The 21,504-nt window shown below is 66.0% G+C and carries 17 protein-coding genes; 11 read left to right on the top strand and 6 right to left on the bottom strand.

Translation table 11 applies throughout. The annotated features are described in order from the left end of the window. Positions 1-27 precede the first annotated feature (27 nt). Positions 28-618, top strand: a complete 591-nt coding sequence (locus LH400_RS08645; RefSeq protein ID WP_229152272.1) for a hemerythrin domain-containing protein — start codon at positions 28-30, stop codon at positions 616-618. Here LH400_RS08645 and LH400_RS08640 read toward each other — a convergent pair. Together LH400_RS08640 and LH400_RS08635 are read right to left on the bottom strand one after the other, a co-directional pair. Next, positions 572-1,258, bottom strand: a complete 687-nt coding sequence (locus LH400_RS08640; RefSeq protein WP_229152271.1) for a DedA family protein — start codon at positions 1,256-1,258, stop codon at positions 572-574. The genes LH400_RS08645 and LH400_RS08640 overlap by 47 nt on opposite strands. Before the next feature lie 301 nt (positions 1,259-1,559). After that, positions 1,560-2,153, bottom strand: coding sequence for a DUF1003 domain-containing protein (locus LH400_RS08635; protein WP_229152270.1), 594 nt, complete (start codon positions 2,151-2,153; stop codon positions 1,560-1,562). Between the two features lie 232 nt (positions 2,154-2,385). Here LH400_RS08635 and LH400_RS08630 point away from each other — a divergent pair, with 232 nt between their 5' ends. Next, the gene (locus tag LH400_RS08630; protein WP_229152269.1) at positions 2,386-2,685 is read left to right on the top strand and encodes a hypothetical protein; all 300 of its coding nucleotides are present in this window, start codon (positions 2,386-2,388) and stop codon (positions 2,683-2,685) included. Between the two features lie 165 nt (positions 2,686-2,850). Here the strand turns inward: LH400_RS08630 and LH400_RS08625 are convergent, their stop codons facing one another. Continuing rightward, positions 2,851-3,813 carry a hypothetical protein gene (locus LH400_RS08625; RefSeq protein WP_229152268.1) on the bottom strand — a complete coding sequence of 321 codons (963 nt, stop codon included), beginning with the start codon at positions 3,811-3,813 and terminating at the stop codon, positions 2,851-2,853. A 377-nt stretch (positions 3,814-4,190) separates the two neighbouring features. Here LH400_RS08625 and LH400_RS08620 point away from each other — a divergent pair, with 377 nt between their 5' ends. Both LH400_RS08620 and LH400_RS08615 read left to right on the top strand, forming a co-directional pair. After that, a complete protein-coding gene (locus LH400_RS08620; protein ID WP_229152267.1) occupies positions 4,191-5,474 on the top strand; it encodes an MFS transporter in 1,284 nt (427 codons plus the stop codon). Between the two features lie 49 nt (positions 5,475-5,523). Next, on the top strand, positions 5,524-6,900 hold the full coding sequence (locus LH400_RS08615) for a glutamate--tRNA ligase (RefSeq protein WP_229152425.1): 1,377 nt from the start codon (positions 5,524-5,526) through the stop codon (positions 6,898-6,900). A 179-nt stretch (positions 6,901-7,079) separates the two neighbouring features. Here the strand turns inward: LH400_RS08615 and LH400_RS08610 are convergent, their stop codons facing one another. Continuing rightward, positions 7,080-7,532 (bottom strand): MarR family winged helix-turn-helix transcriptional regulator, encoded by a 453-nt coding sequence (locus tag LH400_RS08610; protein ID WP_229152266.1) that lies wholly within the window; start codon positions 7,530-7,532, stop codon positions 7,080-7,082. 195 nt (positions 7,533-7,727) lie between these two features. Here LH400_RS08610 and LH400_RS08605 point away from each other — a divergent pair, with 195 nt between their 5' ends. Then, positions 7,728-9,665 (top strand): FAD-binding monooxygenase, encoded by a 1,938-nt coding sequence (locus LH400_RS08605; protein ID WP_229152265.1) that lies wholly within the window; start codon positions 7,728-7,730, stop codon positions 9,663-9,665. 147 nt (positions 9,666-9,812) lie between these two features. Here LH400_RS08605 and LH400_RS08600 read toward each other — a convergent pair whose 3' ends face one another. Continuing rightward, positions 9,813-12,119, bottom strand: coding sequence for an NADP-dependent malic enzyme (locus tag LH400_RS08600; protein ID WP_229152264.1), 2,307 nt, complete (start codon positions 12,117-12,119; stop codon positions 9,813-9,815). A 228-nt stretch (positions 12,120-12,347) separates the two neighbouring features. Between LH400_RS08600 and LH400_RS08595 the strand changes: the two genes are divergently transcribed. Beyond that, a complete protein-coding gene (locus LH400_RS08595; RefSeq protein WP_229152263.1) occupies positions 12,348-13,190 on the top strand; it encodes a UDP-2,3-diacylglucosamine diphosphatase in 843 nt (280 codons plus the stop codon). After that, positions 13,187-14,227 carry a glycosyltransferase family 4 protein gene (locus LH400_RS08590; RefSeq protein ID WP_304502361.1) on the top strand — a complete coding sequence of 347 codons (1,041 nt, stop codon included), beginning with the start codon at positions 13,187-13,189 and terminating at the stop codon, positions 14,225-14,227. The genes LH400_RS08595 and LH400_RS08590 overlap by 4 nt, the downstream gene beginning before the upstream one ends. Before the next feature lie 95 nt (positions 14,228-14,322). Here LH400_RS08590 and dgcA read toward each other — a convergent pair whose 3' ends face one another. Next, a complete protein-coding gene (gene dgcA / locus LH400_RS08585) occupies positions 14,323-15,303 on the bottom strand; it encodes an N-acetyl-D-Glu racemase DgcA (RefSeq protein ID WP_229152262.1) in 981 nt (326 codons plus the stop codon). Positions 15,304-15,461: 158 nt separating this feature from the next. On the opposite strand from dgcA, the gene LH400_RS08580 reads away from it, so the two are divergent. The 4 genes from LH400_RS08580 to LH400_RS08565 all read left to right on the top strand — a co-directional run bounded on the left by LH400_RS08580 (position 15,462) and on the right by LH400_RS08565 (position 21,070). Then, positions 15,462-16,646 (top strand): ABC transporter permease, encoded by a 1,185-nt coding sequence (locus LH400_RS08580; RefSeq protein ID WP_255616899.1) that lies wholly within the window; start codon positions 15,462-15,464, stop codon positions 16,644-16,646. Next, the gene (locus LH400_RS08575; protein WP_229152260.1) at positions 16,627-17,502 is read left to right on the top strand and encodes an ABC transporter ATP-binding protein; all 876 of its coding nucleotides are present in this window, start codon (positions 16,627-16,629) and stop codon (positions 17,500-17,502) included. The genes LH400_RS08580 and LH400_RS08575 overlap by 20 nt, the downstream gene beginning before the upstream one ends. Next, positions 17,502-20,315, top strand: coding sequence for an MlaD family protein (locus LH400_RS08570; RefSeq protein ID WP_229152259.1), 2,814 nt, complete (start codon positions 17,502-17,504; stop codon positions 20,313-20,315). Before LH400_RS08575 ends, LH400_RS08570 begins: the two co-directional genes overlap by 1 nt. Positions 20,316-20,476: 161 nt before the next feature. Continuing rightward, entirely contained in the window at positions 20,477-21,070 is a 594-nt protein-coding gene (locus LH400_RS08565; protein WP_229152258.1) for an ABC-type transport auxiliary lipoprotein family protein, read from the top strand. The last annotated feature ends 434 nt before the right edge of the window (positions 21,071-21,504 follow it).

Genomic DNA, 21,504 nt, shown 5'->3' with positions numbered 1-21,504 from the left:
GCCGAGGCAGTCGGAAATACGGATTTCATGGAACAGCATTTCGATCTCGACACACGCGGCGGGCTTCCCGCGGACCTCAAGGCGCTGCTGGAGAAATACCCGCGCGAACAGTGGTCGGGTCATGCCAATCTCGGCCAGACGGCGCAGTTCTGGCTGGGCAGGCACGACATGTTCCGCGATCTTGGATCGGCGCTCGCCGACGCGCTGTCGCAGCATCGCGAGGGCAAGGTGGAGCTAGACCCGTTCCGGCGCTGGTTCGCGCCGCGCCTCGGCTTCTTCCTGCGCGAACTCGAGGGGCACCATCAGATCGAGGACCACCACTATTTTCCGGTCTTCCAGCAGGCCGAGGCGAAGCTTGCGCGTGGTTTCGAGCTGTTGGAATCGGACCATGAGGTGATCCACCAGGACCTCCTTGCGGTCGCGGAGACGGCAAACCGCTTCCTCGCGATGGAAGCGGCGGGCGAGGCCTCGCCGTCGAGTGAGGCGCGCCGTGCCGCCGATGCCTATGCGGCAGCGAGCGAGCAATTGTTGCGCCGGCTGATTCGCCATCTCGCCGACGAGGAGGATCTGATTATTCCTCTGATCCTCGATCGGGGAGAGGCCGCGATCGGGATCTGACCTGCACGAAGCCGAGCACGCGCTGCCGCTCGCGCGAGCCGCCGTTGCGGCCATTGCCCTTGCCGACCTTCGAAACCAGGATGGGCCCCCACTGGCGCCAGGCGAACCAGCTCGCCAGGAGAACCGCGATCACGCCGAGCGCGATGGTCACGCCGCGCTCCATGATCTGGAGATGGGCGAAGACCGAGCCGATTGAATAGCCGAAGACGAAGCCGACGGTGGTGAAGATCCCCGCCCACAGCGCAGCGCCGACAAGGTTCAGGAAGAAGAATCTGGTGATCGAGATGCGCGACAGGCCGAGGGCGATGAGGCCTGGCATGCGCAGCCCGTAGATGTAGCGGTTCAGGATGACGAAGAAGGCCTGGTAGCGTTCGACGAGGGCGAGGGCCTTGGCGAAGCGTTCACGCGAACGCCACCGCACCAGCCAGCGATGGTTCGACCAGAAGCGCGCGAACAGGAAGACCGCGAAGTCGCCGATGAAGGAGCCGGCGAAGGCGAGGGCGATCATCATCTCGAGCGGATAGGAGCCGCGATAGGCCAGAAAGCCGCCGATGATCGCGAAGACTTCGCCTTCGAAAAATGTCCCGGCAAACACGATCACCGGACCGAACTCACCGATCAGGCTCAGGATCTGATACACAATCACTCCGCGGGTTCGTCGGGCGACGGTTCGGCCCACTCATCCGCGCCCAGTTTGTTCCTCGGCGCGCTTTTTGCAGAACATTGCGGCGCAAGAAAGTAACAAAGTGCCGGATGCGACACCGATGGAAGCCGACGTCAGGAAGGTCGTGCCTCCGCGGGCAGACGACAGGCAAGCCTTCGGGCGCGGCATCCTTCGCCGCCTCACCTGTCCTGTTCGCGCGTCGCATCCAAATGCCGGGTCGCCCCGGCGCCGTTCCCACATGTGCCTCTTCAGGGCGGTTCGCAAGGGTTCCCGGCCTTTATCCCTGCTGCTCTTCCGGGCGTGCGGTTGGCTCCGTACGATCGGCGCCAAGGGCCGACTCGATCCGGTCGAGCCTATGGGCCACGGTCTCGATCGTCCGTGTCAGCGCGGCGATTTCCATCATCCGCAAGGCATCGAGCTTGTCGTGCAGGGCGAGGATCTCGATCTCCGCCTTGAGGTTCACTTCATAGTCGTGAGTCGCTTCTATCCGGTCCCGCGCCGCGGCCCTGTTCTGGGACATCATGATGACCGGCGCCTGAATCGCGGCCAGCATCGATAGGATGAGGTTCAAGAATATGAACGGGTAGGGATCGAACGAGCCCCGCCCCAACAGCAGCGTGTTCGCCACCGCCCAGAGGATGAGGAACAGAAGAAAGCCGATGATGAAGCCCCAGGAGCCCCCGACTTCGGCGATCCGGTCCGACAATCGCTCGCCGAAGGAGAGGCCGGCGCTGATCCGGGCGTTCTGATCGGCCGCGATCGGTCGGCGGTCATGGGCGCTCTCGAGCACCCGCTTTTCGGCGGGGCGGAGGATCTCGAAGGAGCGTCCGAACCAGCGGAGGGCGCTCTCGTTCTTGGTTGCGTGGGGCATGGCGATCTCCTGCGGAGCGATCCCGGCTCAGGGACTTCGTCAGCTTCCGGTCGGAGCCGACGGGAGGGCGAGCGCGAGGATGGGAAGGGCATGATGGACCCGTGGCTTGCGGCGCGGATCGACTGAGGCTAGCGGCGCAGGATATGAGCTTCGGCGCCCGCCATCGCTAGTGCGGCGCTCGCGCCGTTCGCAGCTTTCTGCAATCACGGGCAAAGAGAGAAAGCCGTCTGCCATGATCGAAATGCCGCCGCTGACCTCCATCGCACCCGCTGCCACGCTTGTGGGGCTGCTCTTCCTCCTGCGTTATTTCCTCGCCATGCGCAGGATCTGGAAGGCCGCGGGGCATCGGCCGAGCTTTCAGTTCGGCGACTATTTCAGAGCCACCAAGCGCGGGGGATTTGGCGAGGACTTCGAACCGGAGCGCCGCTACGCGGCGCGGCAGTTCTGGTTCGGGGCCGTTCTCTTGGGGGCGGGGCTCGTCCTTTACGGCTGGCTCCTGGTCGCCAGCAGCTTCACGTCCGGCAGTGTCTGAGGCTGCAGCACGCGCGGCTGCCGGCGCCGCCGGCCCATCCTCTGCGGAACGATGATGACCTGCTGCGACACGCGGACACGCGGCTGACGCCTCTCCATGCAAAGAAAGCTCTCGAACCGGCCGTGCCCGCTCCCGCGCTGCCGACACGGCCGAGACCGCAGCGCCTCAATTGGCGCGCAGGATAAGCTCGTTGGGCGTGTCCCCGGTCGTCGGAACGGCGCGCAGCCCGAGTTCGGCGGTCAGCTTGCGCAGATTGCGGATCACCTGCGACTGGCTGGCCGTCGTTCTCAGGACGTAGTCCGTCTGGATGTTGCCGGCCTCGACGATGGCGAAGGCCTGCGTGCATTTCCAGTTCGCGATCGCGTCCTCGATATGCCCTTGATGGGCGAGCTCGAAGCGGATGAAGGCCAGTCTGAAATATCGCGCACCCGACCTGCAGGCTTCATCGGTCTCGATCTCAGAGCGCTGTCCCTGCTCCGTCCCTTCCGAACGCACAGCAACGAGTCCGGGCTCAGGCTGGCCAGCCGCGGAGCCGGTTTCAGAGCCATATCCCTCCGCAAGATGAGCCGCGATTTTCTGAGCGAGCTGGACTGCTGCCGAACGGGCGACCTTTCCGACCCGCCCGGACGCGTCGTGCACGAAACAGGTCTCATCGGTGAGTGAACACGCATTGGGGGCGAAGATCAATTCCGCCGTCTCTTCGCCGAGGCCTTTTCCGGCGGAAACATCGAAGGCCGAGGCGGCAAAGGCAATCTTCAGAACGGGCGCGTCCGAGTCCTCCGCTTCGTCGGAAGCGCTTTCGAGGACTGCCGCGACATGGTAGCGGATGACGAAGTCGATGGCGACCGAGCCCTGCGAACGCAGCACCTCGGCCAGCGCTTCTGAGGATTGGCCGATGGTGCCGGGCTCGTCCATCGCTCCGACCACCGGCACGTGGATCCCGGTGAATGCGGTCTCCTCGAACGCGGTATTCGCGGGCTCCGTCTGGAGCTGCAGGACGAACGCATCTCGACCGCGCAGGACGATCCGGCTGTCGGCCGAAAGGCCGTCCGAAGACCTGTCGTCGAAGACAACCGCAGCGGTGAGTGGTCTGGCCGATGCATAGGCGGAAGACCAGAGGACGGCCATGCTGAAAATGCAAAGGCTCAGAGGAAAGAGATATCCAGAAGATCTATGGCGGAGATAACCCCGCTGCCTGAGAAGAAGCGCTCTGCGGGGCGTCGAAAACAACATCAGAGGGTCCCCCGGTTGCCGCTGAGGCGCAACGCAAGAAATGATACCTGCGAAAGATCGGGTGTCAAACGATCGTTCGCTAGTTACTTCCGCTGCGTGACCTTGCCGCGTTTGCCGGCCGGCACCCGCAAGCCGTTTCTCGGGCAGATTGCCGCTGCGGCTCTGTGCTGCCGAGCCTCCGGATGGAGTTGTCGCATCGAGACCCGAAATGCTAAGCTCGACTTGATTTTGCCGGCGAAGCGCCCGGCCGCACCTATTTTTCCGGACAAGGCATGGAATTCTTCGGCTTTATCGGCCGCAATCTGCGTTGGCTCGCAGGCGGCTTTCTCCTCTGCTTCTTCTCGTCCTTCGGCCAGACCTTCTACATCTCGCTGTCGAATGGCGACATCCGGCGCGAATACGATCTTTCGAACGGCGCGTTCGGCCTCCTCTACATGGCCGGTACGCTGGCGAGTGCCGCCACGCTGCCGACGCTCGGCTGGCTGCTCGACCGCTATCCGGCCTGGCGCGTGGCCTGCGTGACCATCCTCTGCCTTGCCGGGGCGACGCTCGCCATGGCCTTCTCGAACTCCGTCCCGCTGCTCTTCGTCTCGATCTACCTCCTGCGACTGTTCGGGCAGGGGATGATGACCGAAATCTCGATGACCGCGACGGGGCGCTGGTTTGCCGCCAATCGCGGCCGCGCAATGGCGATCACGACCCTCGGCTTCCATGCGGGAACCGGCCTCTTGCCGCTGGTCTTCGTCTTCGCGACGGCAGCCCTTGGCTGGCGCGGCACCTGGATCGCCGGCGCGATCGTCCTCGTCGCTCTGGCGCTGCCGGCGATCTTCTGGTCGACGCGGCGCGAACGCGACCCACAGTCCGAGGTGAAGGCTGGACCCCAGCCGAAGGTCCGGGACTGGACGCTGCGCGAGGTAATGACCAGTCCGGTGTTCTGGCTGATCGCGATGAGCGTCCTCGCGCCGCCCTTCATCGGCACGACGATCTTCTTCCACCAAGTTTACCTCACCCAGCTCCGAGGCTGGTCGATCGAGGTCTTCGCCTCCGGCTTTGCCGTCATGTCGGCGACGACGCTCGTTTTCTCGCTTCTGTGCGGCAGTCTGATCGACCGGTTCAGCGCGGTGAAGCTCCTGCCCTTCTTCCTGATTCCGATGGCGATCGCCTGTCTCGTGGCGGGCTATTTCACCGCCGAGGCCTCGATCTTCGTCTTCATGGTCTTTCTCGGCATGTCGAACGGCCTGTCTTCGACGCTCCTCGGGGCACTCTGGCCCGAACTCTACGGCGTCCGGCATCTTGGCCAGGTGCGTTCGGTGATCGTCGCCCTGATGGTTCTCTCCTCGGCGATCGGGCCGGGAATCACCGGCGTTCTGATCGACTGGAACGTCTCCTATCCGCTGCAGATCGAGGCGATGGGCCTCTACTGCGTGGTGATGACGGTGGTCATGACACTGCTCGCAGCGCGTCTGGCGCCGAAGCTCGGCGATGCGGCGGGCCATCCCGCGCCGGGAGCCGGACGGGCCGTGGACCGACTCGACCCGGAACCGGATCGGCCGTGAGTTGCCGGTGGCGATTGCCTTGCCGCCCGACCTTGGCTACCTCCCGGGCATGACCGTCACCGTCCGCTTCGCCCCGTCCCCGACCGGCCAGATCCACATCGGCAATCTGCGCACGGCGCTCCTCAACTGGCTCTATGCCAAACGCGACGCGGGCGGACGCTTCGTCCTGCGCTTCGACGACACCGACGCCGAGCGATCGCGGCGCGAATATGCCGACGGGATCGAGGCCGATCTCGCCTGGATCGGTATCGCGCCCGATCAGGTGGTGCGCCAGTCGGACCGCGTCGCGCTCTACGATGCGGCGGCCGAGAGGCTGAAGGCCGAGGGCCTTCTCTATCCCTGCTACGAGACGCCCGACGAACTCGACCGGAGGCGCAAGCGCCTTGCGGCGCGCGGACTTCCCCCGGTCTATGGCCGCGAGGCCCTGCGGCTTACGGACGACGAGAAGATGTCCGTCGAAGCCGAGGGCCGGCGGCCGCACTGGCGCTTTCTGCTGCCCAATTTCGCGGGCGATCCCTTTGCGCCGCAGCGCACGGAGATCACCTGGAACGACATCCTCCGGGGTCCGCAGACCGTCGATCTCGCTTCGCTGTCGGACCCGGTGCTGATCCGCGAAGACGGCAGCTATCTCTATACGCTGCCCTCGATCGTGGATGACGGGGACTTAGGCGTCTCGCACATCATCCGCGGCGACGACCACGTCACCAATACCGGCGTCCAGATCGCCATCTTCCGGGCCCTGGGGCTGACGGTGCCGACCTTCGGCCATCACAATCTCCTGACCACGGTCTCGGGCGAGGGCCTTTCGAAACGCAGCGGCGCGCTCTCCCTGAAGACGCTGCGGGAGGAGGGCTATGAGCCGATGGCGCTCGCCTCGCTGGCGGGGCTCGTCGGTATGCCCGGTTCGATCGATGCCATGCCGAATCTCGAGGCTTTGGGCGACCGGCTGGAATTCGGCGAGGCCTCGACCACCGCCTCGAGATTCGATCCCGCCGAACTCGACCGGCTGAACGCCGACCTCGTCCACGCAATGCCCTTCGAGGCCGCGCGCGATCGGCTCGCTGAGGTGGGCGTGCCGGGGGACGAAGCCGAACCCTTCTGGGCGGCGGTGCGCGGCAATTGCGCCAAGGTCGGGGATGCGCGCCTTTGGGCCGGCGTCGTCTTCGCGGACGCGTTCGACCGGGCGGAGCTTTCCGACGACGACCGCGCCTTCCTTCGCGCTGCCCGCGATCTGTTTCCCGACGGGCCGGTGGGCGAGGCGACCTGGCGCGACTGGACCGGGCGGCTGAAGACCGAGACTGGGCGCAAGGGCAAGGGGCTGTTCATGCCGCTGCGCCTCGCTCTGACCGGCCGCGACCACGGGCCCGAACTCGCTGCGCTCCTGCCGCTGATGGGACGCGAGCGGGTCCTGGCCCGGCTCGCATAGTTGGTCAGCCCGAAAGGCCTGTTTTCGGTATCCAGTACCGTCCTGCAAGACTTCTCTGTGAATGTATTGCACGAAGAACTCGCGACGTCCGCTTGTATTCGTTGATTTATGATTGGCGCGGGTGACGCGAATCCTCGCCTCCGAAGGACGCGATTTTAAAACCCGGTCGACAGCCGGTCTCATCTGAGCGGGGCGCGGCTGAGGTCGTTGCCGGCCTCCACCGTCTTCTGCAAGAGCCGCATGAATTCCTGCGCTTCCGCCTCCGTCAGCCCGCGCAGCATGATCGTCTGCGCCGTCTCCACCGCTGGAGAGATGCGGGCGATGAGGTCCTGGCCAGCCTCCGTGATCCACAGAAGCTTCTGACGCCGGTCCCGTTCGGCGGTGGCGCGCCTGACGAGGTCGCGGGCGACGAGCCGATCCAAGACGCCGGTGATCGTGGCGCGGTCATAGGCGATGAGACCGGCAATGGTCGCCTGGTCGAGACCGGGATTGTCGCGGATCTTCTCCAGGGCCGCAAACTGCACCGGGGTGAGGTCGGAGCCGGCGGCCGCGACCTCCCGGTGAAAGACCGCCACCGCGATCTGCTGGAATCGCCGCGCCAGATGCCCCGGCCGCTCGATCAACTCGGTCATGCGATCCTCCGCCTGTCGCCGCAATTGACATGCATACTAATCATATGCACACTAATCAATATCGCCGGGCAGGACCCTTCTCCGCCCGGGGATCGGCGACGACAGCCCGCACTCCACAGTCTGCGCCCGAAAGACGAGGCATGCGGAAGAGATGCGGCGGCAGCCGACGCATCAATGTGATGGGAGCGAGACATCATGCAGTTTCATCTGAACGGCTATCGTACGGGCGATCCGGCGGTCGCGGAGCCGGCGGCGGAGCTTGGCGGAGGCGACGCGCTTCCCGAGACCGTGGACGTGCTCATCGTCGGATGCGGCCCGGCGGGTCTGGCGCTGGCCGCCCAGCTCTCGGCCTTCCCGGAGATCCGGACCGCGATCGTCGAACAGAAGTCGGGCCCGCTCCTGCGGGGCCAGGCCGACGGCATCGCCTGCCGCACGATGGAGATGTTCGAGGCTTATGGCTTTGCCGAGAAGGTGCTGAAGGAGGCCTGCTGGGTCAACGAGACGAGCTTCTGGAAGCCCGACGAGACGCGGCCCGGCTCGATCGTCCGCAGCGGCCGGATTCAGGACACCGAGGACGGGCTTTCGGAATTTCCGCATGTGATCCTCAACCAGGCGCGGGTGCACGACTTCTTCCTTGAGGTGATGCGGAACGCGCCGACGCGGCTGGTGCCGCATTACGACCGGCGGCTCGTCGATCTGACGATCGATACCGAGGCGCCGGCTGGTGCCGCTGCCGTCGACGTCCGGCTGGAACGGGCGGATGCCGGGCACGAGGGGGAGATCGAGACACTGAAGGCCCGCTACGTCGTCGGCTGCGACGGCGCGCGCAGCGCCGTGCGCGGATCGCTCGGTCGCGAGCTTCATGGCGATTCGGCCAATGCCGCCTGGGGCGTGATGGACGTCCTCGCCGTCACCGACTTCCCCGACATCCGGATGAAGGCCCTCATCCAGTCGGAACAGGAGGGCTCGATCGTCCTCATCCCCCGCGAGGGCGGCTATCTCGTCCGCCTCTATGTCGAGCTCGACAAGCTGAATGCCGGTGAGCGGGTCCGGAACCGCAACATCACGGTCGAGGACCTGATCGCTGCGGTCCAGCGGATTTTCTCGCCCTATTCCTTCAGCGCGAAGGAGGTCGCCTGGTGGTCAGTCTACGAGATTGGACAGCGCCTGACCGACAAGTTCGACGACGTGCCGGAGGACGCGACCGAAACGCGGCTGCCGCGGGTCTTCATCGCGGGCGACGCCTGCCACACCCACAGCCCCAAGGCCGGCCAGGGCATGAACGTCTCCATGCAGGATGCGTTCAATCTCGGCTGGAAGCTCGCCGCGGTCATCAGGGGCCTCGCCGAGCCGGCGCTCCTGCACAGCTATTCGGCCGAGCGCCAGGCGGTGGCCAAGGAGCTGATCGATTTCGACCGGGAATGGGCCGAGATCCTCAGCGGGACGAAGAAGGGCAGCGAGATCCGCAAGCCCGACCCGAAGGTGACGCAGGACTATTTCGTCCGGCACGGCCGCTACACCGCGGGGACCGCGACGCGCCTGCCAGCGTCCGTCCTCTCCGCCGCCGACGGGTTTCAGCATCTGGCGCGCGGCCTGCCGATCGGCATGCGGTTCCACTCCGCGCCGGTGATCCGCGTCGCCGATGCCAAGCCGATGCAGCTCGGCCATGTCGCTGCGGCGGACGGGCGCTGGCGCCTCTACGCCTTTGCCGGACCGGACGGTGCCGCGCCGGGATCGCGGCTTGCCGCACTCTGTGCCTTCCTCGCCGGCGACCCGGCCTCTCCCGTGCGGCGCCACACGCCGGCGGGCGCCGACATCGACGCGGTGATCGACCTGCGCGCCGTGTTCCAGCAGGGCCATCGCGACCTCGCGGTCGACGCGATGCCGCAGCTCCTGAAGCCAGTAAAGGGCCGCTACGGGCTCGTCGATTACGAGAAGATGTTCAGCCCGGACCTCAAGGCGGGGCAGGACATCTTCGACCTGCGAAGCATCGACCGTGAGGGTTGCATGGTTCTCGTTCGGCCGGACCAGTACGTGGCGTCCATCCTGCCGCTCGATGCGCATGGCGCGCTGGCGGACTACTTCGCCGGCTTCATGATCGCGCGGAGCAAGGCTCTGGCGCCGGCCGAATGATCGACGGCTCCGCCGCATCTCAGCGACCGGAGAGAAGAACCGTTCGAGGATGCCTGGTGGTCCGAGACGTTCCGCCAAACGACGACCGCTTGGATCCCGGCGGCGAGAGCGTCGGTGCCACAGGACGCGCGCGCCCTGCCGGCCGCGTCACCCGCCCTGGTCAACCGCCTGGGCTACCGCAATCGCGGCGATGTTGACTACGCCGCGCGAGGTGACGGACGGCGTCAGGACGTGAGCCGGACAGGCGGCGCCGAGGAGGATCGGGCCGACATGCAGCGCCTCCGTCATCGACTTCACGACATTGAGCGTGATGTTCGCGGCGTCCAGGCTCGGGAAGATCAGGAGATTGGCCTCTCCCGTCAGCGTCGAATTCGGCATGCTGCGCTGGCGCATGGTTTCGTTCAGCGCCGCGTCGCCGTGCATCTCGCCGTCGATCTCGAGCTCGGGGGCCTGCTCGCGAATCAGCTTCAGCGCGCGGCGCAGCTTGACCGTCGCTTCGGTCTCGTCCGAGCCGAAATTCGAATGGGAGACGAGGGCGCCCTTCGGCGTCAGGCCGAAGCGGCGGATCTCGGCGGCCGCGGCCAGCGTCATTTCGGCGATCTCTTCCGGTCCGGGATCGCGCTGGACATACGGGTCGACGAAGAACTTGGTGCCTTTCTGGGTGATCAGCACGCTCATTGCGGCGAGCCGCTTGACCCCTTCGGCAACGCCGATCACCTGGCTGATGTCGCGCACATGGTGCGGGAACCGGCCTTCCAGCCCGCAGATCAGGACATCCGCCTCCCCGCGCGACACCGACACCGCGCCGATCACCGTCGTGTTGGTCCTGACGATGGTCCGGGCGGTGTCCGGATTGACCCCCTTGCGCCCGACCTTGCCAAAATAGTGGTCGACATAGTCGCGATAGCGCGGGTCGTCCTCCGGATTGACCACCTGGAAGTCTTCGCCGGGCGTCAGCTTCAGCCCGAAGCGCTGGAGGCGTGAGATGATCACGGAGGGGCGGCCGATGAGGATCGGCTCACAGAGCTTTTCTTCGAGCAGAACCTGGGTTGCCCTGAGGACGCGTTCGTCCTCGCCGTCGGAAAAGATCACCCGCTTGCCGGAACTGCGCGCGATCTGGAAGATCGGCTTCATGATCAGGCCGGAGCGGAAGACGAAGCGGTTCAGCCGATCGAGATAGGCCGGCATGTCGGTGATCGGGCGCGTTGCGACGCCGTCCGCCTCGGCCGCCTTCGCCACGGCGGGCGCGATCTTCAGGATCAGGCGCGGATCGAACGGCGCCGGAATGAGATAGTCCGGTCCGAAGATGACCGGCTCGGTGCCGTAGGCCTGCGCCGCGATGTCGGACACCGCCTCGCGGGCGAGGGCGGCGATCGCGTCGACCGCCGCCTTCTTCATTCGCTCAGTGATCCCCGTTGCGCCGCAGTCGAGCGCGCCGCGAAAGATGTAGGGGAAGCACAGGACGTTGTTGACCTGGTTCGGAAAGTCGGAGCGGCCGGTGCAGATCATGGCGTCGGGCCGGACGCTTCTGGCGAGATCCGGCATGATCTCCGGCGTCGGATTGGCGAGCGCCATGATCATCGGCTTCTCGGCCATCGCCGCAAGAAATTCGGGCTTCAGGACGCCGCCGGCCGACAGGCCGAGGAATACGTCCGCGCCCTCGATCACCTCGGCCAGCGTGCGCTTGTCAGTCTCCCGCGCATAGACCGCCATCCAGCGGTCCATCCGCTTCTCGCGGCCCTTGTAGACGACGCCCTCGATGTCGGTGCAGGTGATGTTCTCGCGCTTGGCGCCGAGCTCGACGAGAAGGTTGAGGCAGGCGATCGCCGCCGCGCCCGCGCCCGACGTGACGATCTTGGCGTCCTCCAGCCTCTTGCCCGCCAGCATCAGCCCGTTGCGGATCGCCGCGGAGACGATGATCGCGGTGCCGTGCTGGTCGTCGTGGAAGACCGGGATGTGCATCCGTTCGCGCAGCCGCGCCTCGACCTCGAAGCACTCCGGGGCCTTGATGTCCTCGAGATTGATCCCCCCGAAGGTCGGCTCCAGCGCAGCGACCACCTCGCAGATGTGGTCGATCTCGTGGGCGTCGATCTCGATGTCGAAGACGTCGATGTCCGCGAACTTCTTGAACAGGACAGCCTTGCCCTCCATCACCGGCTTGGAGGCGAGGGGCCCGATATCGCCGAGACCGAGGACGGCCGTGCCGTTGGACAGGACGGCGACGAGGTTGGCGCGGCTGGTGTAGAGAGCGGCGGTCGAGGGATCGCGGGCGATCTCGCGGCAGGGCGCGGCCACGCCCGGCGAATAGGCGAGCGCCAGGTCGCGCTGGTTTCCGAGCGGCTTGGTCGCCTGGATCTCGAGCTTGCCGTGCTTCGGATAGCGGTGGAAGAACAGGGCCTGCTCGTCGAGGTCTCCCGCGGGCGGATGTTCGCCGCCGATCTCCGTTTCCGACATGTTTCCCGTTCCCCCACTCGCGGTCGCCGTCGCCGTTCGCGATCTCGCGGCCGTTCTAACCATTCGCACGTTTCAGGCAATGTCGCCGCTGCCCGCGCGTCGGCGATTTCGCCTCCCGATCCGCGGTCGCGATTGGCCCAGATCCTGCTTGCGTCACACGAATGCAATCAGACTCAGGCATTTGCGGTCCGACACCCAAGCCCAGACCAGCCGCACGGGACATCCACCATGCACCAGCTGACGACGACGCGCCACTTCCGGACGCTGTTCCTCTCGGATGTCCATCTCGGATCACGGGCGGCTCAGGCGGACATGCTCGTGGATTTTCTGAGGTTCCACGACGCCGAGAAGATCTACCTCGTCGGCGACATCGTCGACGGCTGGCGGCTCAAGCGGTCCTGGCACTGGCCGCAGGCGCATAACGACGTGGTTCAGAAGCTCCTGCGCAAGGCGCGCAAGGGCGCCGAGATCATCTATGTCCCCGGCAATCACGACGAGTTCCTGCGCGACTTTCCCGGCCAGCACTTCGGCGGCGTCGAGGTGAAGCTGACCGACGTCCACGAAACGGCCGACGGACGGCGGTTCCTGGTGATCCATGGCGACGAGTTCGACGTCGTCGTGCGCAATGCCAGGATCATCGCCTATCTCGGCGACTGGGCCTACGACGCGGCGATCGCGATCAATTTCGTGTTCAACCAGATCCGGCGGCGCCTCGGCTTTCCCTACTGGTCGTTCTCCTCCTGGGCCAAGTTGAAGGTCAAGAACGCCGTCAATTTCATCGGCGCCTTCGAGACCGCGCTCGCCGACGAGGCGGAGCGGCACGGCTGCGACGGCGTCATCTGCGGCCATATCCACCACGCCCAGCTCACCCGCCACGCCAATATCGAATACGTCAACACCGGCGACTGGGTGGAAAGCTGCACGGCGATCGCCGAGCGCCATGACGGGTCGCTGGAGCTGATCCGCTGGAGCGAGGTGGTGCGCCAGGGACATCATTCCGAGGAAATGTCGGTGAACCCGCTGCCGAGCGGCGTCACCGCGCAGGCCCAGCGCGCGGCAAAGGCCGCATGATGGAACGCTTCCTGATCGCCACCGACGCTTGGCATCCGCAGGTGAACGGTGTGGTGCGCACGTTGTCGAGCCTTTCCGACCAGCTGCGCGAGCGCGGCAATGCGGTCAAGATCGTCAGCCCGCAGGACTTTCGGACGCTGCCCTGTCCGACCTATCCCGAGATCCGGCTGGCGCTGGCCTCGGCCGACGGCATTTCGAGAACGATCTCCGAGTTCCGGCCGACCGCCATCCACATCGCCACGGAAGGTCCGATCGGCCTTGCCACGCGGCGTGCGGCGATCCGGTCCGGACTGCCGTTCACCACCAGCCTGCACACGCGGTTTCCGGAATATCTGCGCAAGCGCGCGCCCGTGCCGGAGAGCCTGACCTACGGCTTTCTGCGCTGGTTCCACGCGCCGGCTTCGGCCTGCCTCGTTCCCACCGAATCGATGCGTCGGCAGCTCCTCGCGCGCGGCTTCGTCAATCTGGTGAACTGGACGCGCGGCGTCGACAGGGCGGTATTCCGGCCGACCGAACCGATACTGCTCGACCTGCCGCGGCCGGTCTTCCTCACCGTCTCGCGCCTCGCGCCCGAGAAGAACATCGAGGCCTTCCTGGATCTCGATCTGCCCGGCTCCAAGCTGGTGGTCGGCGACGGGCCGATCATGCGCGATCTGGTACGGCAGTATCCCGACGTCCATTTCGCCGGCGCCCAGTTCGGCGATGCGCTCGCCCGCTACTATTCGTCGGCCGATGTCTTCGTGTTTCCGTCGAAGACCGACACGTTCGGGATCGTGCTCATCGAGGCGCTGGCCTGCGGGCTGCCGATCGCGGCCTTCCCCGAGCCCGGACCGAACGATGTCGTTGGCGGAACGAATGCCGGCGCGATCGACGACGATCTGCGGACGGCTTGCCTTGCGGCTCTGGCGCTCGACCGGGTCGATGCGCTGGATCGCTCGATGGCCTACAGCTGGGACGCCTGCGCGGACATCTTTCTCGATGCGGCCGCCGGGATCGCGTCCGCCACAGCGCGCGGGCCGGCCGACATCGCGGCCTGAGCCGAAAGCCTGCCAACGGCCCGCATGCCGGGCTCGCAGACGGTCGTCCGCCTTTAGCGGCAGCAGCCGATATGCCCCCCGCATTCCCGCCGCCGTCATCCCCAGAACTTCCTGGCTGGTGGCGAGACCAGTGTCTGAGCGTAGGTGAGGCCGTGGCGGCGGTCGTGCTTGAGGAGGAGCGGACCGTCGAGATCTGCGAATTCCGCCGTCTGCGCAAGCAGCACGGCAGGTGCCATGGCGAGGGACGTACCCACCATGCAGCCGACCATGACGCCGAAGCCGAGTTCGCGCGCCCGGGCGACGAGCCGCAGCGCCTCGGTGAGACCGCCGGTCTTGTCGAGCTTGACGTTCACATAGTCGTATCGGCCGACGAGCGATTGGAGATCGGCGGTCGCATGGACCGACTCGTCGGCGCAGATCGGGACGGGGTGCGGGATTTCGGCGAGAATCGCATCATCGCCGGCCGGTAGCGGTTGTTCAACGAGCACGGCTCCCGCCGCCGCAGCGGCAAGCATGTGCTGGCGGATCGTTTCGGCGCGCCATCCCTCATTGGCATCGAGGATCAGCCGCGCGCCCCGCGCCGCCGCATGCACCGCCCGGATCCGCTCGAGATCGTTCCCGGTGCCGACCTTGACCTTGAGGAGGCCGCGTCCCGAAGCGCGGGCCGCCGCGGCCATGTCGCCGGCTTCGCCGAGACTGATCGTATAGGCGGTCTCGATCGGGCGAGGCGTTTCGCCGCAGATCATGGCTCCGACGCTGCGGCTGGTCGACTTCGCCTCGACGTCCCAGAGGGCGCAGTCAAGCGCATTGCGCGCCGCGCCGGGTTTCAGGAGGCGGCCGAGCGTATCGCGCGAGGCGCCCCCTTCGATTTCGGCCCGGATGCTCTCGATCTCGGCGACGACGCTCTCGACGCTCTCACCGTAGCGCGCGTAGGGAACGCATTCTCCCCAGCCGCGCCCATATTCGTCGACGATCTCGCAGGTGACGACGACCGCCTCAGTCTTGGCGCCGCGTGCGATGCGGAACTCCTTGGCGAGCGGAAAGTGCTCCACTGTGACCGAAAGACGACGCGGCATGGGCAAAAACCTCCTCGAACCTCGGCCGCTCTGGCCATTCATGACAAGGCGTTCTTAACCGGTTAAGCATGGCGGCGTCGAACGCGCGGAGTGCGTCGCAATACGCTTCCGGCGTCATCTGATCCAACCCGGCCGAAACAAGGACAGCTCGAAAGCGGATGCCCGGCACCAATACAGCTCAGTCGGCAGAACCCGGACGGCGCCGCGCGGTCGAGCCTCATCTCGAAGGAGAGAAGCAGGACGGAGCGGTGCGCCTGCGCGCATCAGGAGACTGGCTGTCCCGCACGGTCGGCCGCATGGAAAAACTGGTCGCGGAGACGGGACAGTCGGAGCTCGGCAAGTCGGTCGTGGTCGATTGCGGGCAGATCGGCCGGATCGACACCGCCGGCGCCTACGTGCTGGAACGACTGGCTCGGGAACTCGGATCGCCGGGCCGCTCGGTCCAGTTCGACGGGATCGGCGAGCAGAACCAGGCACTGTTTGCCGCAGTGCGCCGGTCGATGGACAGCGAGCAAGCCGAGAAGCAGGCGAAGTCGGTCAACCCGATCGTCGTCTTCCTCGAGACATTGGGGTCTGCGGTCTTCAATGTGAGGGACGAGATCGTCGGCTCGCTCAACCTGATCGGCGGCGCCATGTACGGAGCCGGCCGCCGTCTGAGCGGCCGTACCCGCATGAGGCCGGCTGCGATCTTCAATCAGGTCGATCAGATGGGGGTGAGGGCGATCCCCATCATCGCGCTGATAAGCTTCCTCGTCGGCGGCATTATCGCCCAGCAGGGCGCCTTCCAGCTCCGCCGGTTCGGCGGCGAGGTCTATGCGGTCAACCTGGTCGGGATCCTGGTCCTGCGCGAACTCGGCGTTCTCCTGACGGCGATCATGATCGCCGGCCGCTCGGGCAGTGCGATCACCGCCGAGATCGGCTCGATGAAGATGCGCGAGGAGATCGACGCGCTGCACGTCATCGGCCTCAACCCCATCGGCGTGCTGATCTTTCCGCGGCTTGTCGCGCTGACCATCACCCTGCCACTTCTCACCTTCATCTCCAATCTGTCGGCTCTGGTCGGGGGAATGCTCACGCTGAAGCTATATTCCGGCATCAGCACGGCGAACTTCCTGCAGGGGCTGCAGAACTCTGTCGATCTGCCGACGATCATGGTCGGCCTCAGCAAGGCGCCGTTCATGGCGATCATCGTCGGGCTGGTGGCCGCGGCCGAGGGGATGAAGGTCGGCGGAAGCGCCGAGAGTCTCGGCCTCAGGGTCACCGCCTCGGTGGTCAAGTCGATCTTTCTGGTCATCCTCATGGACGGGCTCTTCGCGATTTTCTATGCCTCCATCGGAATCTGAGACCATCGCCCGGGACACCGCTCCCCGCCAGACGCCGGCCGAGGAAAAGCCGGCCGACGAGGATATCATCATCCGCGTCCGGGACGTGTGCGTCTCGTTCGGTAGCACACCGGTCCTGGAAAACCTCTCGCTCGACGTCCGGCGCGGCGAGATCCTGGGCTTCGTCGGCCCGTCCGGCGCGGGCAAGTCGGTGCTTCTGCGCACGATCCTCGGGCTCAACCGCAAGCAAGACGGGACGATCGAGATATTCGGGATCGACTATGACAAGGCGAACGACAGCCAGCGGCTGGCGGTCGAACGCCGCTGGGGTGTCCTGTTCCAGCAGGGCGCCCTGTTCTCGTCGCTGACGGTGCGCGAGAACATCGAGGTCCCGATGCGTGAATATCTGGATCTCTCGCCCGCCCTCATGCACGAGCTGGCGCGGCTGAAGATCGATCTCGTGGGCCTGGCCCCGGACGCCGCGGACAAATATCCGTCGGAACTCTCCGGCGGCATGATCAAGCGCGCCGCGCTCGCCCGGGCGCTCGCGCTCGATCCGGAGATCGTCTTCCTGGACGAGCCGACCTCGGGCCTCGACCCGATCGGCGCAGCCGAGTTCGACCAGCTGATCATGACCCTCAGGGACACGCTCGGCCTCAGCGTCTACATGGTGACCCACGACCTCGACAGCCTGTTCCAGGCCTGCGACCGCATCGCCGTCCTCGGCGACCGCAAGGTCCTCGTCGAGGGGCCGCTGTCGAAGATGCTCACCTTCGATCACCCCTGGGTGAAATCCTATTTCCACGGCAAGCGTGCGCGCACCATCGTGCAGCCCTCGTCGTCCTCCTCTTCCTCCGCCCTCGTGGGAGCCAAGTGATGGAAACCAGAGCCAACTACGTCCGCGTCGGCATCTTCACGCTGATCGTCCTCGCCTTGGCCGTCGGCTTCGTCTACTGGGCGGTCTTCGCGTCCAGCGGCTCCTCGCGGGTGCCGCTCCTGGTGCGCATCGAAGGCTCGGTCACCGGCCTCCAGCAGGGCAGCCAGGTACTGTTCAACGGCCTTCCCGTCGGCCAGGTCACCGGGCTGCGGATCGATCCGAACAATCCGCGCGTCGTCATCGCCTCGACGGAAGTCGATCCGACCATCCCGATCAAGGAATCCACCCAGGCCAATATCGGCTTCCAGGGCCTGACCGGCTACGCGTTCATCGAGCTGAAGGGAGGCGGCGTCGACCAGCAGAACCTCATCCAGCTGGCGCAGGAGCAGGACGTCGTGCCGGTGATCCGGGCCAATCCCTCCGACGTGACCGACATCCTCGCGACGGCGCGCGACATCGCCGACCGCGCCAACAACATCCTCGGACAGTTCCAGAAGATCGTGGACGCCGTCGGACCCTCGGTGCAGACGACAGCCGAGAACATCACCAAAACCTCCGCCCATGTCGAAACCTTCACGGACGCGCTGGCGTCGAAGACAGGGGCGATCGACAGTTTCATGAGCAGCCTCGGTCAGGTCGCCGACAGCGCCGACACCGTTGCGAAGAGGCTGCCGGGCGCGATCGACGATGTCCGCAACATCCTCGGCGCCGTCGAACCGTCCGCCGTCAGGCGCACGGTCGACAACGTCGCCTCGCTCTCGGACACGCTGCGCGAACAGTCGGGTAATGTCGCGAGCGTCGTGGAATCGGTGAAGACGGCCGCCAACAGCGTCGGCGAGGTCGGCGAGGTGATCAGCCGGAACACCGACGGGATCGACCACTTCCTCGGCAATCTCGCCCCGATTTCCGATACCGCGTCGCGGGTTGCGGGGCGGCTGGACACCACGCTGGAATCGGCGAACGGCCTGATCGCTGCGGTCGATCCCGAGCAGGTGAAGACCGCGATCGGGAGCTTTTCGACCGCGGCCACCAACGTTGCGGATCTGACGCAGACGATCGGCTCGCAGAAGGAGGCGATCGACACGGCGATCTCGGGCGCCTCGCACGCGATCCAGAACGTCAACCAGATCACCACGACGGTGGCGCAGCGTTCGGGCGACGTCGACAAGCTTCTTGCCAATCTGGCGCCGCTCTCGGAGACGGCGACGCGGGTCGCGGGCAATCTCGACACGGCGGTCACGTCTGCGAACCAGCTGGTTGCGGCCGTCGACCCGGCGAAGGTCTCCGGAACGGTCGACAGCCTGTCCGCGGCGGCTTCCGACGTGTCGAGCCTGACCCAGAACCTTGCCGGGCGGCAGGAAGCGATCGATGCAGCCATCACCGGCGCCTCGAACGCGGCGCAGAACGTCGAACAGATCACCGCGACGGTGGCGAAGCGGTCGGAGGACATCGACAGGCTGATGGCCAACCTCGGCCCGATCTCCGACAATGTCGGCGAGGCGAGCGCCAAGCTGAACCAGACGCTCGACGGGGCCAATCAGGTCATCGCGGCGGTGGACCCGGCCGAAGTCAGGTCGACCCTCTCGGGCCTTTCGTCCGCTGCGACCAACGTAGCGGACCTCGCCCAGACGATCGGCTCGCAGAAGGAGGCGATCAACACGGCGATCTCGGGCGCCTCGCACGCGATCCAGAACGTCAACCAGATTACCACGACGGTGGCGCAGCGTTCGGGCGACGTCGACAAGCTTCTTGCCAATCTGGCGCCGCTCTCGGAGACGGCGACGCGTGTCGCTGGCAATCTCGACACGGCGGTCACGTCTGCGAACCAGCTGGTTGCGGTCGTCGACCCGGCGAAGGTCTCCGGCACGGTCGACAGCCTGTCCGCGGCGGCTTCCGACGTGTCGAGCCTGACCCAGAACCTTGCCGGGCGGCAGGAGGCGATCGACGCGGCGATCACCGGCGCCTCGAACGCGGCGCAGAACGTCGAACAGATCACCGCGACGGTGGCGAAGCGGTCGGAGGACATCGACAAGCTCATGGCCAATCTCGGGCCGATCTCCGACAATGTCGGCGAGGCGAGCGCCAAGCTGAACCAGACGCTCGATTCCGCGCAGGGCCTCGTCAATTCGGTCAACACCGAAAAGGTCAATCAGGTCATCGACAATGTCCAGGGCGTCACCGCTTCGCTGAACCGGAAGACGCCGCAGATCGAATCGATCATCGACGGCGTCGATTCCACCGTCACGACGCTCGATGGCGCCATTAGCGGGTTCTCCGAAACCAGGGCACAGCTCGACACGCTCCTCGCCAGCATCGATCCGGGAAAGGTGAACACGGCCGTCGAAAACGTCTCCGCGGCGACCGACAACGTCGCCAAGGCCGCCGATTCGATCGCAGGCGTCGCCAACGATATCGGGGCCCGGCGCAAGGACATCGACGACATCATCACCAACGCCGACAAGATCAGCGCGACGCTGCGCGAAGCGTCCGCCAAGGTCGACAGCGTGCTCGCCTCGCTGAACACGACGCTGGGAGGCACCGGCGATGGGACCTCGCTCGGCTCCGACGTCGCCTCGGCGGCAAGGGCCGTGCGCGACATGGCGACGTCGCTGCAGACGGAAATCAAGCCGATCTCGGCCAATCTGCAGCAGTTCTCCGGCCAGGGGCTGCGCGAACTGCAGACGATGGTCCGCGGTGTCACCCAATCGGTCAGCCGCATCCAGGACGCGGTGACGGACTTCTCCAACAATCCCAGTCGCCTGATCTATGGCGGCGACGAGGTGAAGCAGTATGACGGGCGCACCCGTCGCTGACCGGCCGTGCGACGCCGGGCCGCGGCGCGACCGTGGCCCGGCGGCACCGGTCAGCCGCTATACCGGAGGCGTGGACTGGCTGGAGACGCCCCGACATTGACACTTGCGGCGACGGATGCCAGCAGAATCCAAGGGGAACAGGGGCGTTGGGGATATTGCGTATGAAGCGGCAAGCGACGCGGCCGATCCTGGCGGCTCTGACAGTGATCGGCCTCTCGTCCTGCTCCAGCACGGTCCCGCCGGACACGTTCGAGATCTCCTCGCCGGCCATGGCGCAGGTCGCGATGCGCCGATCGCGCCTGCAGGTCCTGATCCCCGAGCCGACGGCCATCAAGACGCTCGATTCCGACAAGATCGTGGTCAAGCCCACGCCGTATTCGGTCGAGTTCCTGGCCAACAGCCAATGGGGAGACCGGCTGCCCCGCATGGTGCAGCTGCGCCTGTTGCAGGCTTTCGAAAACACCGGCGGCATCGGCGCCGTCGGCGTGCCGGGGCAGGGGCTTGCGATCGACTACCAGCTGGTCATGGAGATCCGCAAATTCGAGATCGACGCGATCGGCCAGGGCTCGCGCGCGCTGATCGAGATCTCGGTCAAGGCGCTCAACGACCGCAACGGGACGGTGCGAGCGACGCGGATCTTCGACGCCACGGCGCCCGTCTCCGGTAGCTCGAATTCTGCCTATGTCGCCGCCCTTGACCAGGCCTTCGACAAGATTTCGAAGGACATCGTCGACTGGACCATCGAGCTGATCTGAAGCGCTGCCTGGCAGATGGCGGAGATGCGTTCCACCTGAGGGCTGGTGTGCCGTCCGCGGGACGCGGTGATTGTCTGCATCGGACACACCATGGCGACCTCGCGCGGATAGCCGGAACCTAAGGACGTCGCACGGGCCGAACGAACCGTTGATGTCGCCTCATCTCCCCCCTTGTCTTGATACCTGGCCAGCCAGGTCCTGGCACTGCCGGACCGAGGCGCCCATCCGCTCTTCTGCCAGAATTTGCGCAGACGGCCCTCTGGCGGCATCGACCTCACCTGACGGTTATGACGAAGGGGCGTCCATCGGTCCGCCTTCCTTGTCGATGCCCATGCCGATGGGGCCAATGGGGCGGGCATCGGTCACCTTGGATCAATAACCGATCCCGCGGCTGTTGCGCGCCGGCTGTCGTGCGCGCCGAAGATCACAGCGCC

The sequence above is a fragment of the Jiella soli genome (genome assembly GCF_020615385.1).
GTDB lineage: Bacteria > Pseudomonadota > Alphaproteobacteria > Rhizobiales > Rhizobiaceae > VKMB-3413.
This window is presented reverse-complemented; position numbering and strand designations above follow the sequence as displayed.

Coding starts and splice junctions, on each gene's coding strand:
- LH400_RS08645 (WP_229152272.1), top strand. CDS start 28: ATGGAACAGCATTTCGATCTCGACACACGCGGCGGGCTTCCCGCGGAC.
- LH400_RS08635 (WP_229152270.1), bottom strand. CDS start 2,153: ATGCCCCACGCAACCAAGAACGAGAGCGCCCTCCGCTGGTTCGGACGC.
- LH400_RS08630 (WP_229152269.1), top strand. CDS start 2,386: ATGATCGAAATGCCGCCGCTGACCTCCATCGCACCCGCTGCCACGCTT.
- LH400_RS08625 (WP_229152268.1), bottom strand. CDS start 3,813: ATGGCCGTCCTCTGGTCTTCCGCCTATGCATCGGCCAGACCACTCACC.
- LH400_RS08620 (WP_229152267.1), top strand. CDS start 4,191: ATGGAATTCTTCGGCTTTATCGGCCGCAATCTGCGTTGGCTCGCAGGC.
- LH400_RS08615 (WP_229152425.1), top strand. CDS start 5,524: ATGACCGTCACCGTCCGCTTCGCCCCGTCCCCGACCGGCCAGATCCAC.
- LH400_RS08610 (WP_229152266.1), bottom strand. CDS start 7,532: ATGACCGAGTTGATCGAGCGGCCGGGGCATCTGGCGCGGCGATTCCAG.
- LH400_RS08605 (WP_229152265.1), top strand. CDS start 7,728: ATGCAGTTTCATCTGAACGGCTATCGTACGGGCGATCCGGCGGTCGCG.
- LH400_RS08600 (WP_229152264.1), bottom strand. CDS start 12,119: ATGTCGGAAACGGAGATCGGCGGCGAACATCCGCCCGCGGGAGACCTC.
- LH400_RS08595 (WP_229152263.1), top strand. CDS start 12,348: ATGCACCAGCTGACGACGACGCGCCACTTCCGGACGCTGTTCCTCTCG.
- LH400_RS08590 (WP_304502361.1), top strand. CDS start 13,187: ATGATGGAACGCTTCCTGATCGCCACCGACGCTTGGCATCCGCAGGTG.
- dgcA (WP_229152262.1), bottom strand. CDS start 15,303: ATGCCGCGTCGTCTTTCGGTCACAGTGGAGCACTTTCCGCTCGCCAAG.
- LH400_RS08580 (WP_255616899.1), top strand. CDS start 15,462: ATGCCCGGCACCAATACAGCTCAGTCGGCAGAACCCGGACGGCGCCGC.
- LH400_RS08575 (WP_229152260.1), top strand. CDS start 16,627: ATGCCTCCATCGGAATCTGAGACCATCGCCCGGGACACCGCTCCCCGC.
- LH400_RS08570 (WP_229152259.1), top strand. CDS start 17,502: ATGGAAACCAGAGCCAACTACGTCCGCGTCGGCATCTTCACGCTGATC.
- LH400_RS08565 (WP_229152258.1), top strand. CDS start 20,477: ATGAAGCGGCAAGCGACGCGGCCGATCCTGGCGGCTCTGACAGTGATC.